The organism is Aeromonas sp. Y293-4 (genome assembly GCF_027705905.1).
GTDB classification, from domain to species: Bacteria; Pseudomonadota; Gammaproteobacteria; order Enterobacterales; family Aeromonadaceae; genus Aeromonas; species Aeromonas veronii.
This window is the reverse complement of sequence record NZ_JAPDCI010000019.1, coordinates 24,696-40,116: the sequence shown is the minus strand read 5'-3', so window position 1 is coordinate 40,116 and position 15,421 is coordinate 24,696. Positions and strand designations below refer to the sequence as shown.

Below are 15,421 nucleotides of genomic sequence, written 5' to 3'. Positions count from 1 at the left end.
GCGCAAGGAGCCCGAACATGAGTCCTGAAACCTTTGTCGATGTCTTTCGCGAGGCGCTCTGGCTGGTCAATATCATGGTCAGCGCCGTGATCCTGCCCAGCCTTGCTATCGGACTGGTGGTAGCCATCTTTCAGGCGGCCACCTCCATCAACGAACAGACCCTGAGCTTTCTGCCCCGTCTTATCGTGACCCTGCTGGCCCTGGGAATTGGTGCTCACTGGGGAATGCAGAGTCTGATGGACTTCTTCATACTGATGGTCAATCAAATCCCCGAGGTGGTGGGATGACCTACACAACCGCTCTGATCATGGAGTGGTTGTCTTCCATCCTCTGGCCGCTGGCACGGGTGAGCAGCCTGCTGATGGTGATGGCGGTGTTCGGCAGCCGCCTTGCTCCTGCGCGGGTACGGATGGGGCTGGCGCTTGCCATCACCTTTCTGATTGCCCCGCTGCTTCCGAAAATGCCCCCCATTGAACTCTTCTCTGCCGGCAGCTTTCTGGTATTGGGCCAGCAGCTGCTGATCGGAATTGCCCTCGGCCTGATGACCCAGTTTCTGATGGAGAGCTTCGTGATGGCCGGTCAGGTCATCGCCATGCAGACCAGTCTGGGTTTTGCCACCCTGGTGGACCCGATGAATGGCCAGTCGGCCCCCGTGGTGGGTCAGTTTTATCTGATGCTGGCGACCTTGGTGTTTCTGGCGCTGGATGGTCATCTGGTAATGCTGCGGCTGGTCATTCTTAGTTTCGAGACACTGCCTGTCTCCGAACACGGCCTTTCGGTTTCGTCCATGAAAACCCTGAGTGCGTTTCTGGGGGTGATGTATCAGGCTGCTTTGGTGATGTCGCTCTCAGCCATCGTCGCCTTGCTCTTAATCAACTTCGCCTTTGGCGTCATGACCCGGGCGGCGCCGCAGCTCAACATTTTCAGTATCGGTTTTGCGGTCAGCATGATGTCGGGTCTGCTGATCCTCTGGCTCACTATCGGCGGGTTCCTCGGTCACTTCGACATCATGTGGGAGCGGGTGCAGGAGGTCAGCTGCGAGCTGATCAACACCCAGTGCTTCGGAGGCGCTCATGGCTGATACCGACCAGGAACGTACCGAACAACCCACGGGCAAACGACTGCAACAGGCCCGTGAAAAAGGGCAGATTGCACGTTCAAAAGAGTTGGGGACCGCCAGCGTTCTGCTCTCGGCGGTATTTGGCCTGCTGATGCTCAAGGGCTCGCTGGCGACTGCCATGATCAAGGTCGTCACCATGGGCTTTACTCTGGATCGGGAGCAGGCTTTCGATCCCAATGCCATGATCGCCATGGTGCCGGCGCTGCTGGGGGAACTGGTGCTTCCGCTGGGACTCTTGTTTGCGCTGGTGGCGATTGCCGCTTTTATTGGCAACACCCTGATGGGGGGGATGAACTTCTCCACCGAAGCCATGATGCCCAAGATGAGCAAGCTGAGTCCACTCAGCGGCATCAAGCGGATGTTCGGGGTGCAGTCGCTGATCGAGCTGGTCAAATCTATCGCCAAGGTGGTGTTCATCACCCTGTTTGCCTGGTGGATGTTATCCAGCCAGTTCAATCACCTGCTAAACCTCTCCATGGAGGGATTTCCCGGCGGCATTATCGATGCGCTGGAGCTGTTTCTCTGGATGTTGATCATCCTCTGCTGTGCCCTGCTCCCCATCGTGGCCATCGATGTGCCGTTCCAGCAGTGGAACCACATGCGTCAGCTCAAGATGACCAAGCAGGAGGTGAAGGACGAGTTCAAGGACAGCGAAGGCAAGCCCGAGGTAAAAGGCAAGATCCGTCAGTTGCAGATGCAGATGGCGATGCGCCGGATGATGGGGGATGTGCCCAAGGCCGATGTGGTGATCACCAACCCGACCCACTACTCGGTAGCGCTCAAGTATGATGCGGGCAAACCCGGTGCCGCGCCCAAGGTCGTAGCCAAGGGCACCGATGAAATTGCAATGAAGATCAGGGAGATCGCCAGAGAGTACGAGATCCCCATCATGCCGTCACCGGCTTTGACCCGGGCTATTTACCACTCAACCGAGCTGGGCCACGAGATCCCGGAAGGGCTGTTTGCGGCGGTTGCCCAGGTGCTCGCCTATGTCTTCCAGCTCAAGAAATTCCGTCGTGGTCAGGGGCGCCGTCCCCAGCCGCTGGCTAAAGATCTGCCCATTCCGGCCGAATATCGAAAATGACAAAGTTCTGACGTAGTCAAAATAAATCCATTGCATTTCAATGTCTTGTATTGTTGGCTTGATGTTTGCTTTAATCTGGCACCAGCAGGTTGAAATTGAGAAGCGCGATGGAATTCAAGGCAGTATTGGGCCAGTTCAAAGAGTACCGGGGAGTATTGGGCAAAGGCCTTGGCACCCCTCTGCTGGTATTGGCCGCGCTCGGTATGGTGGTGTTGCCCATCCCGCCGTTGATGCTGGACGTGCTCTTCTCCTTTAACATTGCCCTCTCCATCGTGGTGCTGCTGGTATCCGTCTATACCCGCCGCCCTCTCGAATTTGCAGCCTTCCCGACCGTACTGCTGCTCGCTACCTTGCTGCGGTTGGCGTTGAACGTCGCATCGACCCGGGTGGTGTTGCTGGAAGGTCATAATGGTAGTGCGGCGGCCGGTCATGTGATCGAGGCGTTCGGTAACGTGGTGATCGGCGGCAACTATGCGGTCGGCATCATCGTTTTCACCATCCTGATGATCATCAACTTTGTGGTGATCACCAAGGGTGCCGGGCGGATCGCGGAAGTGAGTGCCCGTTTTACCCTTGATGCGATGCCGGGCAAACAGATGGCCATCGATGCCGATTTGAACGCCGGTCTCATCAATCAGGAAGAGGCGAAGAAGCGTCGTCAGGATGTGACCCAGGAAGCCGACTTCTACGGCTCTATGGATGGTGCCTCCAAATTCGTCAAAGGGGATGCCATTGCGGGCATCATGATCCTCTTTATCAACATCATCGGCGGCTTCATCATCGGGATGATGCAGCACCAGCTGACCTTCAGTGAATCGGCCGAGATCTATACCCTGTTGGCCATCGGTGACGGTCTGGTGGCACAGATCCCCTCCCTGCTGCTCTCCATCGCCGCCGCCATAATAGTGACCCGTCAGAATACCGATCAGGACATGGGAACCGCGGTGCTGGGTCAGCTGTTTGACAATCCCAAGGCGCTGATCATCTCTGCCGGGATTCTGCTGATGATGGGACTGGTGCCGGGGATGCCGCATTTTGCCTTCCTGAGTCTGGGGGCTCTCGCTGCCGCTGGCGCCTGGTGGTTGCTGCGCCGAGAGAAACTGGCGGCCGCCAAAGCGGCCAAGGGTGAGTTGCTGCCGGCCACTGCCGAACAACCTCATGAGCAGAAAGAGCTGAGCTGGGACGATGTGATGCCGGTGGACATCATCGGGCTGGAAGTGGGTTATCAGCTGATCCCGCTGGTGGATCGCAATCAGGGTGGCGAACTGCTCAACCGGATCAAAGGGGTGCGCAAGAAACTCTCGCAGGAGCTGGGCTTTCTGGTCCCGGCCGTCCACATTCGCGACAACCTGGATCTGGCGCCAAACCAATACCGCATCACCTTGATGGGGGTCAGTACCGGCGAGGCCAACGTCTACCATGATAAGGAGATGGCCATCAATCCGGGGCAGGTGTTCGGCCAGATCCAGGGGATAGCCACCCGGGATCCCGCCTTCGGACTGGAAGCGGTCTGGGTTGCCAAGGAGATGGTCTCTCAGGCACAGACGCTGGGGTATACGGTGGTAGATACCGCGACCGTGGTGGCTACCCATCTGAGCCAGATCCTGACCAACCATGCAGCTCTGTTGCTGGGTCATGACGAGGTACAACAGCTGCTCGACATGATTGGCAAACATCAGAGCAAGCTGGTCGAAGGTCTAGTGCCGGAAGTGATCAGCATGGGTAACCTTGTGAAGGTATTGCAGAATTTGCTCAATGAAGGCGTGCCAATCCGCGATATGCGCACTATCCTGCAGACCCTGGTTGAATACGCGCCGCGCAGTCCGGATCCGGAAGTGCTCACGGCCGCTTGCCGGATTGCCCTGCGTCGCCTGATTGTGCAGGAGATTGCAGGCCCCGATCCCGAGCTGCCGGTGATTACCTTGGCACCGGAATTGGAACGTATATTGCATCAATCCCTGCAGGCAGGTGGCGGTGATGGTGCCGGTATTGAACCGGGTCTGGCAGAGCGGATGCAGCGTTCGCTGGTGGAAGCCACTCAACGACAAGAATTGGAAGGCCAACCGGCCGTGCTTCTGACATCAGGGATCTTGCGCAATACCCTGGCGAAATTTGTCAAGAATGCCATTCCTGGATTGCGCGTTCTGTCTTATCAGGAAGTGCCCGACGACAAGCAGATCCGCATCGTCAGTGCGGTAGGGCAGAACTAGTTAGCGGAGACGACGGGTGAAGATTAAGCGGTTTTTTGCCAAGGATATGCGAACGGCTCTGGCCGAGGTCAAGGAGACTCTCGGGCCTGACGCCGTCATCATGTCCAACAAGAAGGTCACCGGAGGGGTAGAGATAGTCGCCGCAGTCGATTATCAATCCCAGGTCCCGGGGCCCAAAGATGTGCCGGTTCGCCGTCAGCTGAACGATGAGAGCGTCAATATTTCGTCTGCTGCACGGCAGATGATCCGCCCCGAGCCGTCGCCGGCGAAGGAGCAGAACGAACATTATGCCGATACCCTGGCCGCCTTGCTGGCGCGCCAGCAGAAGCTCAAGCCGGGCAATGGGGCGCCAATGGGTAATACCCAATCGGCCGGTCTGGCCGCTGCCAATGCAGCGCCCAGAACATTGGCAGAGCAGGGGCAGTGGGGCGCAGCCCCCGAACCGGCCAAGCCCAAGGCCCGGGTTGCCTCCGGCCAGCGCGCCCCTCAACCTGCCCAGCGGGATCAGGAGATGGAAGGGATGCGCAAGGAGATGGCCAGCATCCGCAAACTGCTGGAGCATCAGATATCCGGGCTGATGTGGCAAGAGGTGGAGCGCCGCGAGCCGATGCGGGCCCTGCTGATCAAGGAGCTCAAGAAGCTGGGCTTTGACGATGCGTTTGCCGATCAACTGGCGGGACTGATCCCCGAAGATATGTCCATCCATCAGGCGATGGCCCAGTTGGCCGAAGTGCTGACGGCCCAGCTCAAGATCAGTGAGGACGAGATCATGCGTCAGGGCGGCGCGGTTGCACTGCTTGGCCCGACCGGGGTGGGCAAAACCACTACCATCGCCAAGCTGGCTGCTCGTTTCGCCATGAAGTATGGCGCCGAGCAGGTGGCGCTGATCACCACTGACAACTACCGGATTGGTGCCCATGAACAGCTGCAGACCTATGGCCGCATCATGGGTTGCCCGGTACGTCAGGTGCGTGATGCTGAAGAGCTGGCCAATGCCCTTTATCAGTTCCGCCACCGTCGACTGGTACTTATCGATACGGCCGGGGTGGGTCAGCGGGATATCCGCCTGACCGAGCAGCTCGATACCCTGGTCAAGAATGCCAAGGTGCGGATCCGCAGTTATCTGGTGATGTCGGCAACGTCCCAGCGTCGGGTGATGCAGGAGGCGGTTGACCATTTCCGGCGTATTCCATTAAGCGGCTGCATACTTACCAAATTGGATGAAAGTCTGAATCTGGGCGAAGTGATTAACGTGTGTATCCAGAATTCATTGCCCATCAGCTATATCACTGACGGACAAAGGGTTCCGGAAGATATTCAGGTTGCCAATGCGGCGCAGCTCGTCGGGGCTGCCATGGGCTCGCTGGAGCGAGAAACAGAGGAGCCCTATTTCTGGGGCACAGGCTTTGGCGAGGCCGAAGATTCGGAGTTTTATGAGTAACATGTATATGGATCAGGCGAGTGGTCTGCGCAAAATGCGTCAAAACAATCGAGTAAAAGTAATCGCCGTTTCCGGTGGTAAAGGTGGCGTGGGCAAGACCAACGTGACCCTGAACGTGGCCGGAGCCATGGCCGCCCAAGGCAAGCGGGTGATGGTGCTGGATGCCGACCTGGGTCTGGCCAACGTCGATGTCATGCTGGGGCTGCGGGTTCATCGCAACCTCTCTCATGTCCTGGCGGGTGAATGCACCATCGACGATATCATCGTCGAAGGTCCCTACGGCATGATGATCGTGCCTGCGACCTCAGGCACCCAGTCCATGGTCGAGCTTTCTCCGGTGCAGCATGCCGAGCTTATCCGTGCCTTCAGCGAGATGAAGACCCAGGTCGACATCCTGCTGGTGGATACGGCCGCGGGGATCTCCGACATGGTGCTGAGCTTCACCCGAGCCGCTCAGGACATCATGGTGGTGGTCTGCGATGAGCCGACCTCCATCACCGATGCCTATGCCCTCATCAAGATCCTCTCAAAAGATCACGGTGTGTTTCGTTTCAAGGTGGTGGCCAATATGGTGCGCAGTCTGCGCGAAGGGCAGGAGCTCTTTGCCAAACTGACCCGGGTCACGGATCGTTTCCTCGATACCTCGCTGGAGCTGGTCGCCTGTGTACCCTATGACACCAATCTGCGTGCCGCCGTGCGCAAGCAGAAGCTGATTGTCGAGGCGTTTCCCAAGTCACCGGCCGCACTGGCGTTCCGGGCCCTTGCCAACAAGGCGGCGAGCTGGCCGGTTCCCAACCAGCCGGGCGGCCATCTGGAGTTTTTCCTGGAAAATTTGTTGCAGAAACCGGCCACAACACAGGAAGGTTCCCGTGAATAAAGCCCAAGCGTACTTGCGTCATCAGGATTCCTACGTGCTGGTGGAGCGTCATGCTCCCCTGGTCAAGCGAATTGCCCAGCATTTGTTGGCTCGCCTGCCCAGCAGTGTCTTGCTGGATGACCTGATCCAGGCAGGTATGATTGGGCTGCTTGAAGCTTCCCGCAATTTTGACGGTAGCAAGGGGGCCAGCTTCGAGACGTATGCCGGGATCCGCATCCGAGGCGCCATGCTGGATGAGATCCGGCGTGGTGATTGGGTACCCCGCTCTGTGCATCGCAACAGTCGCGCTATTGCAGAGGCGATCGAGAATGTCGAGCAGACTCACGGGCGTGACGCGCGAGATACCGAGGTTGCAGCCGAGATGGGGGTTTCCATCGCTGATTACCATGCGATGCTGCAAGATGTCTCCTGCGGCAAAATTATCGGCATTGAAGATTTGGGGGTCAGCGAGGATGTGATCGGCAACCCCGATGATGCCCCTTCAGGTTCGGGATTCGATGAATTGGCTGCCGAGCGATTTCAGATTCAATTATCCGAGCAAATTGGTCGTCTACCAGAGAGAGAAGCTTTGGTTCTCTCTCTTTACTACGATGAAGAGCTGAATTTACGCGAAATTGGCGAGGTTTTGAATGTCAGCGAGTCGCGTGTGAGCCAGATCCACAGTCAGGCAATGCACAGATTACGTGCTCGTTTGAGAGATTGGCATCTATAAGTGTTTGTACTGGCTACACTGAGATGAAACTCTAAGGCATAATCCGCACGACACAACCCGTTTTTAGCATCATGTAAGTGAGCCACTCTGGTGGCTATTTAGGAGGGAATTTTGGACAAGAACATGAAAATCCTCATTGTTGACGATTTTTCAACGATGCGCCGGATTATCAAGAACTTGCTGCGCGACTTGGGATTCAACAATACCCATGAGGCGGATGACGGCAATACAGCGCTGCCGATGCTGAAAAATGGTGATTTTCAGTTTGTAGTTACCGACTGGAACATGCCTGGCATGCAAGGTATTGACCTGCTTAAAGCCATCCGTGTCGATGAGAAGCTCAAGCATCTGCCGGTACTGATGGTAACCGCTGAAGCTAAACGTGAGCAGATCATTGAAGCCGCCCAAGCTGGCGTCAACGGTTACATCGTCAAGCCCTTCACCGCAGCAACGCTCAAAGAAAAACTCGACAAAATTTTCGAACGAATTGGCTAAGGAGCTGCAGGGATGATGGCCAAAACGAGAGCAATGATTTCGCTCGACCAGGCAAGGATGCTTGTTGCTCATCTGGAGCAAGGCGAATTTGAGCTGGCCGATGAACTGCTTGCCGAAGTATGTGCCCCCAACGCAGCCGATCTGTTTGAAAAAGTAGGTCAGCTGACCCGACAACTGCATGATTCACTTCAAGAATTTCGCCTCGACCCCCGTATTCCCGATTTGGCTACTCATGACATTCCCGATGCTCGGGAACGCTTGAGCTACGTTATCGATATGACCGACAAAGCGGCCAATCGCACAATGGATGCGGTGGAAGCCAGTTTGCCGATAGCGGATCGCCTGAATGACAATATCCAGTTGGTGATGCCGAACTGGAATGCCCTAATGTCTCGTGACATGAGCGTGGGGCAGTTCAAATCCTTATGTCACCAACTTGATGATTTTATTAAGGCTTCAGAGTCTGATGCCGATAAATTACGGCAACTGCTGACAGAAATCCTGATGGCACAAGATTTTCAGGATTTGACAGGTCAGATGATCCGCAAGGTCATCAAGCTTGTTCAGGAAGTTGAAACAAAATTAATAGAAATGCTGACCATGTTTGGTGAGGCTTCTGCTGAGCATTCAACTCGTAGTATTCCTGTCAACGGGATTGAAGCAGAGGGCCCTATCATGAACCCTGAGGCTCGTGCCGATGTGGTCAATGGTCAGGATGATGTGGACGATCTGCTGTCTAGCTTGGGATTCTAATGGAGTGACGCATGGCCTTCGAAGTTGATGAAGACATACTGCAAGACTTTCTGGTCGAAGCATCCGAAATATTGGAACAGTTGTCTGAACAACTGGTCGACTTGGAAAAGCGGCCCGATGACAAGAACCTGTTGAATGCCATCTTTCGCGGTTTCCATACCGTGAAAGGGGGGGCAGGTTTTCTGTCGCTCGGTGAACTGGTTGATGTATGCCACGGTGCGGAAAACGTATTCGATATCTTGCGTAATGGCAAGCGAACCGTTACTGCGGAGCTGATGGATGTGATCCTGCAAGCGCTGGATGCCATCAATGTCATGTTCGCCCAGGTTCAAAATCGCGAAGCACCCAGCCCTGCGTCAGATGATTTGCTTCATGACCTCCATGAGTTGTGCAAGCCGGAAGGGGAAGAGCAACTGCGCACGGCTACCAGTGCGGCTGCGGCTGTAGAATCTGAACCTGCAGCACCAGTAGTTGTTGAAGAAGTTGTTTCAGAAGTTGTTGAACCCGCAGCCATCAGCAGCGAGCCTGCTCCTGTCAATGGCGGCGGCTCGATCGATGAAATTTCTGCAGACGAATTCGAGCGTCTGCTGGACGAGCTCCACGGCGTGGGTGGGGCTCCGACCAAGACGGCTGCTGCAGCCCCGATAGCGGGTGGCTCTGGCGATATCACCGATGATGAGTTTGAGGCCTTGCTGGACCAGCTCCATGGCCAGGGACAGCACATGGGGGCGCCAGAGGTGAATCCTCTGAAGTCCGTGCAAAAAGAGGTGGACGAGCTTATCGATGATGATGAGTTTGAACGCCTGCTTGATGAATTGCATGGTCGTGGTCAAGGGCCTCAGAGTACTATGGCACCTGCCGCACCTGCCGCACCTGCCGCACCTGCCGCACCTGCCGCACCTGCCGCACCTGCCGCACCTGCTGCGGTGACTCCGCCCAAACCGGCCACTCCTGTTGCCAAACCAGCACCGGCAGCCCCCGCAAAACCCGCTGAAGCAGCCAAGGCACCAGCGCCTGCTGCCAAGGCGGCGCCTGCGCCAGCAGAAAACAGTGCCGTGCAAAGCGATACGACGGTGCGGGTGGATACCAAGACCCTCGATGTCATCATGAACATGGTAGGTGAGTTGGTACTGGTTCGTAACCGGCTGGTGAGCCTGGGTATTGCCAGTAATGATGAAGAGATGTCAAAGGCGGTTGCCAATCTGGATGTGGTAACGGCTGACCTGCAAGGTGCGGTGATGAAAACCCGCATGCAGCCAATCAAGAAGGTATTTGGTCGTTTCCCGCGCGTGGTGCGTGATCTGGCCAGAACCCTCAAGAAAGAGATTGAGCTGGTGATGGTGGGGGAAGAGACCGATCTTGATAAAAACCTGGTAGAGGCGCTCGCCGATCCTCTGGTTCACCTCGTTCGCAACTCCTGCGATCACGGGGTCGAAATGCCGGATGTGCGGGAGAAAGCGGGCAAGCCGCGGCAAGGGACAATTACCCTTAGCGCTTCCCAGCAAGGTGACCATATTCTGCTTTGCATCGAGGATGATGGGGCAGGGATGGATCCTGAGAAACTCAAGTCCATCGCAATCAGTCGCGGTGTTCTGGATGCAGATACTGCCGCTCGCATGAGTGACAACGATGCCTATAACCTGATCTTTGCTCCGGGCTTTTCAACCAAGGCCGAGATCTCTGATATCTCTGGCCGTGGTGTCGGAATGGATGTGGTTAAAACCAGCATTGTCAGCCTCAATGGATCGGTGCACATCGATTCCACCTGGGGGAAAGGTACCCGTCTCGAAATCAAGGTTCCGTTGACGCTAGCCATTCTGCCGACTCTGATGGTGGAAGTGGGTGAGCAGACCTTCGCACTTCCCCTTGGTTGTGTGAACGAGATTTTCCATCTGGATCTGAAAAAGGCCAACATGGTTGATGGCCAGCTCACCATCATTGTGCGAGAGAAGGCGATACCGCTCTTCTATCTGCACAAGTGGTTGATTCGTGGCGCCAACAAGCGTTCACGCCAGGATACCGGACATGTGGTGATCGTGCAGATTGGCACTCAGCAAATCGGGTTTGTGGTAGACAGCCTGATTGGTCAGGAAGAGGTGGTGATCAAGCCACTCGATAATCTGCTGCAAGGCACCCCTGGCATGGCCGGTGCGACCATTACCAGTGATGGCGGAATTGCTCTTATTTTGGATGTGCCGAGTCTGCTCAAAGCATATGCGCGTAGACATTAATAGCTCAGGCCCAAGGAGTTAGAAAAACAACAATGGCAGTCAAGGTATTAGTTGTCGACGATTCGAGCTTCTTTCGCCGTCGGGTGAGCGAGATCATCAATCAGGATCCCATGCTGACGGTGATTGATACGGCCCAGAATGGACGTGAAGCGGTGGACAAGGCGATGTCGCTGCGCCCTGATGTGATCACCATGGACATCGAAATGCCCGTGATGGATGGCATCAGTGCGGTGCGGGAGATCATGGCCAAGTGCCCAACCCCCATTCTGATGTTCTCCTCCCTGACCCATGAAGGGGCCAAGGCTACGCTGGATGCGTTGGACGCCGGTGCCCTCGACTTCTTGCCCAAGAAGTTTGAGGACATTGCCAGAGACAAAGATGAAGCGGTCAGACTGTTGCAACAGCGGGTGAAGGAGATCTCCCGCAAGCGCTTCCTGATGACATCCGCTGCTCGCCCCAAAGCACCTGAACCGGTTGCTCGTGCTCCTCTGGGCAGCACAGCGTCCAGAACTCCTGATCGTCAGCCTGACCTGCAACGCACTGTGCCAAGTGCTTCATTCAAGCGTAGTGGCAAGAGTTATCAGTTGGTGGCGATCGGTACTTCTACCGGCGGGCCTGTTGCTTTGCAAAATGTGCTGACCAAGTTGCCGGGGGATTTTCCCCATCCAATCCTGCTTATCCAGCATATGCCAGCCACTTTTACCGCCGCGTTTGCTGCCCGTCTCAACGGGTTATGCCAGATTGGCGTCAAGGAAGCGGAAGATGGCGATGTGCTTAAACCAGGACATGCCTACCTTGCTCCCGGTGGCAAACAGATGCTGCTGGAAGGTCGTGGTGCAGGGGCTCGCATTCGCATCGTGGATGGCAACGACAAGGTAAATTACAAGCCTTGTGTGGATATTACCTTTGCCTCTGCGGCCAAGACCTATGCCGACAAGGTATTGGCGATTGTGCTGACCGGTATGGGCGCAGATGGCCGTGATGGCGCCAGACTGCTGAAAGAGCAGGGATCAACCATCTGGGCTCAGGATGAGGCTTCCTGCGTGGTATATGGTATGCCCCAAGCAGTAGCTAAAGCGGGGATTGCCAGCGAATCACTCCCTCTGGACAAGGTGGCCCAGCGTATTCTGGTTGAGTTGGGGCGCTAATCATGGGCTTGCTCGGTCTGCTCCTGGCATTGGGGGCTATTGCCATTGCCCAACTGTGGCATGGCGGCTCCCTGTTGACGCTGGTGGACGGCCCCGCTTTTTTGATCGTGCTGGGTGGTACCATCGGCGCCGTCACGTTGCAGACTCCAGCCAAGTACATCCTGCTGGCGTTGCGCCAGCTGTTATGGATTTTTACCCCTCCCCGCCAGGATCTTGCGACGCAGGCCGAACGGTTGCAGTCATGGGCCGTCTTTGCGCGCCAGCAAGGGCTGCTTGCCCTTGAAAATCAGGCCGAGCAGGAGGAAGACAACTTTACCCGCCAAGGGCTTGGTATGATTGTCGATGGGGTCTCCACAGAGGATATCCGTATGCTGCTGGAAGCGGACATCGATATCGAGCAGGAGCGCAATGAACATGCCGCCAGGGTATTTGAAGCCATGGGGGGGTACAGTCCGACCATCGGGATCATCGGTGCCGTGCTGGGCCTGATCCAGGCCATGTTTCATCTCGAAGACCCGTCTGCGCTGGGGGCGGGGATCGCAGTGGCATTTGTGGCAACCATCTATGGAGTGGGGTTTGCCAACCTCATCTACCTGCCTATCGCCAATCGGTTACGCGCATTTCACTATCACTATGCACTCTTTCAGGAGATGACCCTTGAAGGGCTGCTGGCTATCGCCCATGGTGAAAACGGCTTGCAGGTTGAACGCCGGCTCAGGGCCTATTTGAAAGGAGAGTAGCCATGCGCAAGCGCTATCGGTTGCACTTGCAGGGTCGCGAGCATCTTGACCGCTGGCTGGTCTCCTATGCCGATTATATGACGCTGATCTTTGCCTTGTTCGTGGTGCTCTACTCTGTTGCACTGGTGAATAAGGACAAGTATCGCGCGGTGATTGATGGTATGAGCCAGGCGTTCAGTGTCATGCAGTCTGGCGGCAATGGCTTGCTTGAAGGGCAGGGTAATTCCCTGCTGGATAACCCGGTATCTGCCTCTCCATCATTGCTGGAAAGCCCAGCATCCCCCTCTCCTTCACTTGCTCCTATTTCTGGTGTGCCAGTGCTGCAAGATGGCGCGACACTTGCAAAACTCGATATGCAGTTGCAACAGAGCATGGGCTCGCTGGTGGATGCCGGTATCGTCAAACTGACGCAAGATGAGAATTGGCTGACGATAGAACTTAGTTCCGGGTTGTTGTTTGGCAGCGGTAGTGCCTTTTTGGGACCAAACGCTGCACCGGTCATTAATACTCTTTCAAGTATTCTCAAACCGGTCGATAACTATGTAAGGGTTCGGGGTTATACCGATAACCAACAGATAAATAATGAAATTTATCGTTCTAACTGGGCGCTTTCTGCTGCTCGGGCCGAAGCGGTACTCAATGGCTTGATTGCTGATGGGATCGCCCCCCAGCGTCTGGCGTTCGAGGCATATGGCGAGTTTTCCCCCTTTGCTGACAACGGCAGCGAGCAGGGCAGACTGCAGAATCGCAAGGTTGTGGTCGCTATCTCCAAGTTTGCCTGGGTGCCGCCAGCACCTGTGGTTGCAACGCCTACGGTAGTTGCTGAACCGATTCCTGCTGTACAACAGGCGGTGGATGCAGGAGAGATAAAGGTGATCACCTTGCCCGGTGGTGGCATACGCATAACAACAAGGCAGGATTGATACAGTGATTGTTTGGACGGTTGCCAACCAGAAAGGTGGTGTGGGTAAAACCACCACAGTGGTCTCGCTTGCGGGGATCCTGGCCCAGCGTGGCCAACGGGTGCTGTTGATTGATACCGACCCCCATGCTTCGCTGACTGCATATCTTGATTTTGATTCAGATCGCCTGGATGGAACCCTCTATGAGTTGTTTCAAGCTGTCAAACCGACAGCCGAGCTTGTCAATAAACTGACGCTCAAGACCAAGTTTGAAAATATCAACTTGCTGCCAGCATCTATTACCTTGGCGACCCTTGATCGGGTGATGGGCAATCGTGAGGGGATGGGACTGGTACTGAAGCGGGCACTGCTGCGCATTCAGGAGCAATATGATTATGTGCTAATCGATTGCCCGCCAGTACTGGGGGTGATGATGGTCAACGCGCTGGCTGCCTGCGATCGCATTCTGGTGCCTGTCCAGACCGAATTTCTGGCCCTCAAGGGGTTGGAGCGGATGATGAAAACATTCGAGATCATGCAGCGTTCCAAGCGTGACAAGTTCCGTTATACCGTGATCCCGACCATGTTCGACAAGCGCACCCGTGCCTCTCTGATGACCTTGAAGTCGATCAAGGATCAATATGGGGATTCGGTGTGGAACGCGGTGATCCCTATTGATACCAAGTTTCGGGATGCCAGCTTGCTGCATATCCCCCCGTCTATCTATTCTCCCGGGAGTCGTGGAACCTATGCATATGAAACGCTGCTCAATCATCTTGATGCCCTTGAGCGGCAACGGGTTCATGAGGTGACGGCATGAGAGATACCATTCAAGTTCGGGCGATGGATGACTATTTCCACTCCCTGCTGCTCGATGAGCCACTGGTGCTGGATGAGGTGGAAGAGGCTCAATCCGCCCCTGTTTTACAGTTGCAACGTCAGCCCCAAAGCGTCCCTGAGGTAGTCGCCGCACCTTACCTCGAAAGCGATCCACGGCTTGCCCAACTTGGTGAGCTATTGGCTCAGGTGGGACAAGTCCAGTTCGAAAATGATGCCTTCACCCAGGAGATAACACTCACCACTCCGCTGGAGATTGTGGCAGAGGAATCACTGCTGCCGGTGGAGCCTGAATGGCCTGAGGAGGTGCTGCTCCCCGAGGTTGCGGAGCCCCATACTACTATCCTGACCGAGACGGCGCTGGAGGTTGCTCCGGTAGAGGCCAGTGAACCGGTCACCTGGGAAAATATCGATACCGGCAAAGAGTTTCAGGCCCTTTTCTTTGAAGTCGCGGGTGTGACGTTTGCGGTGCCGTTGACCGAGCTGGGTGGTATTCATCAGCTGGGCGAGATCACCTCCCTGTTTGGCCAACCGGGTTGGTACAAGGGGATCATGACCTCCCGCGAGCAGAAGATGAATGTGGTCGATACTGCCCAGTGGGTCATGCCGGGTCAGCATCTCGAGATCGATGATTACAAGTATCTGATTATGCTTGGTGAATCGCCGTGGGGATTAGCCTGCCATCATCTCAAAGGGACTGAATTGTTACACCGTGACCAGGTGAAATGGCGCCATCAGGAGGGCAAGCGCCCCTGGTTGGCTGGTATGGTCAAAGAAAAAATGTGTGCCCTGTTACACGTCCGCGAACTGCTCCTGTTGCTGGAACGTGGGGTTAACATAGAAGGTCGCTGATAACTTCTGCAATCGAGCT

General features: G+C 55.7%; 15 protein-coding genes. All 15 read left to right on the top strand.

Annotated features, from left to right (window positions below):
* Positions 1-17: 17 nt before the first annotated feature.
* The 15 genes from fliQ (at position 18) to OKC31_RS18225 (ending at position 15,402) form a co-directional block, all read left to right on the top strand.
* On the top strand, positions 18-287 hold the full coding sequence (gene fliQ / locus OKC31_RS18295; RefSeq protein ID WP_005334727.1) for a flagellar biosynthesis protein FliQ: 270 nt from the start codon (positions 18-20) through the stop codon (positions 285-287).
* The gene (fliR, locus tag OKC31_RS18290; protein ID WP_005353677.1) at positions 284-1,081 is read left to right on the top strand and encodes a flagellar biosynthetic protein FliR; all 798 of its coding nucleotides are present in this window, start codon (positions 284-286) and stop codon (positions 1,079-1,081) included. The genes fliQ and fliR overlap by 4 nt, the downstream gene beginning before the upstream one ends.
* Positions 1,074-2,204 (top strand): flagellar biosynthesis protein FlhB, encoded by a 1,131-nt coding sequence (gene flhB / locus OKC31_RS18285; protein WP_247823198.1) that lies wholly within the window; start codon positions 1,074-1,076, stop codon positions 2,202-2,204. Before fliR ends, flhB begins: the two co-directional genes overlap by 8 nt.
* A 107-nt stretch (positions 2,205-2,311) precedes the next feature.
* Complete coding sequence (flhA, locus tag OKC31_RS18280) at positions 2,312-4,414, top strand: flagellar biosynthesis protein FlhA (RefSeq protein WP_005353675.1); 2,103 nt, start codon at positions 2,312-2,314, stop codon at positions 4,412-4,414.
* Positions 4,415-4,430: 16 nt separating this feature from the next.
* On the top strand, positions 4,431-5,855 hold the full coding sequence (flhF, locus tag OKC31_RS18275; protein ID WP_270657370.1) for a flagellar biosynthesis protein FlhF: 1,425 nt from the start codon (positions 4,431-4,433) through the stop codon (positions 5,853-5,855).
* Between the two features lies 1 nt (position 5,856).
* A complete protein-coding gene (locus OKC31_RS18270) occupies positions 5,857-6,732 on the top strand; it encodes a MinD/ParA family protein (RefSeq protein WP_013723550.1) in 876 nt (291 codons plus the stop codon).
* Positions 6,725-7,444 (top strand): RNA polymerase sigma factor FliA, encoded by a 720-nt coding sequence (locus OKC31_RS18265; protein WP_019444723.1) that lies wholly within the window; start codon positions 6,725-6,727, stop codon positions 7,442-7,444. Before OKC31_RS18270 ends, OKC31_RS18265 begins: the two co-directional genes overlap by 8 nt.
* A 123-nt stretch (positions 7,445-7,567) precedes the next feature.
* Positions 7,568-7,939: a chemotaxis response regulator CheY gene (cheY, locus tag OKC31_RS18260; RefSeq protein WP_005334709.1), complete on the top strand. Its 372-nt coding sequence runs from the start codon at positions 7,568-7,570 to the stop codon at positions 7,937-7,939.
* A gap of 12 nt (positions 7,940-7,951) precedes the next feature.
* Positions 7,952-8,692, top strand: a complete 741-nt coding sequence (locus OKC31_RS18255; RefSeq protein ID WP_005353668.1) for a protein phosphatase CheZ — start codon at positions 7,952-7,954, stop codon at positions 8,690-8,692.
* Between the two features lie 11 nt (positions 8,693-8,703).
* The gene (locus OKC31_RS18250; RefSeq protein WP_270657369.1) at positions 8,704-10,923 is read left to right on the top strand and encodes a chemotaxis protein CheA; all 2,220 of its coding nucleotides are present in this window, start codon (positions 8,704-8,706) and stop codon (positions 10,921-10,923) included.
* 32 nt (positions 10,924-10,955) lie between these two features.
* Positions 10,956-12,071, top strand: coding sequence for a protein-glutamate methylesterase/protein-glutamine glutaminase (locus tag OKC31_RS18245; protein WP_113740463.1), 1,116 nt, complete (start codon positions 10,956-10,958; stop codon positions 12,069-12,071).
* A 2-nt stretch (positions 12,072-12,073) separates the two neighbouring features.
* Positions 12,074-12,811 carry a flagellar motor protein gene (locus tag OKC31_RS18240; RefSeq protein ID WP_167570997.1) on the top strand — a complete coding sequence of 246 codons (738 nt, stop codon included), beginning with the start codon at positions 12,074-12,076 and terminating at the stop codon, positions 12,809-12,811.
* Positions 12,812-12,813: 2 nt separating this feature from the next.
* Positions 12,814-13,734: a flagellar motor protein MotB gene (locus OKC31_RS18235; RefSeq protein ID WP_270657368.1), complete on the top strand. Its 921-nt coding sequence runs from the start codon at positions 12,814-12,816 to the stop codon at positions 13,732-13,734.
* 4 nt (positions 13,735-13,738) lie between these two features.
* Positions 13,739-14,533, top strand: a complete 795-nt coding sequence (locus OKC31_RS18230; RefSeq protein ID WP_005353663.1) for a ParA family protein — start codon at positions 13,739-13,741, stop codon at positions 14,531-14,533.
* Positions 14,530-15,402, top strand: a complete 873-nt coding sequence (locus OKC31_RS18225) for a chemotaxis protein CheW (protein ID WP_270657367.1) — start codon at positions 14,530-14,532, stop codon at positions 15,400-15,402. The genes OKC31_RS18230 and OKC31_RS18225 overlap by 4 nt, the downstream gene beginning before the upstream one ends.
* The last annotated feature ends 19 nt before the right edge of the window (positions 15,403-15,421 follow it).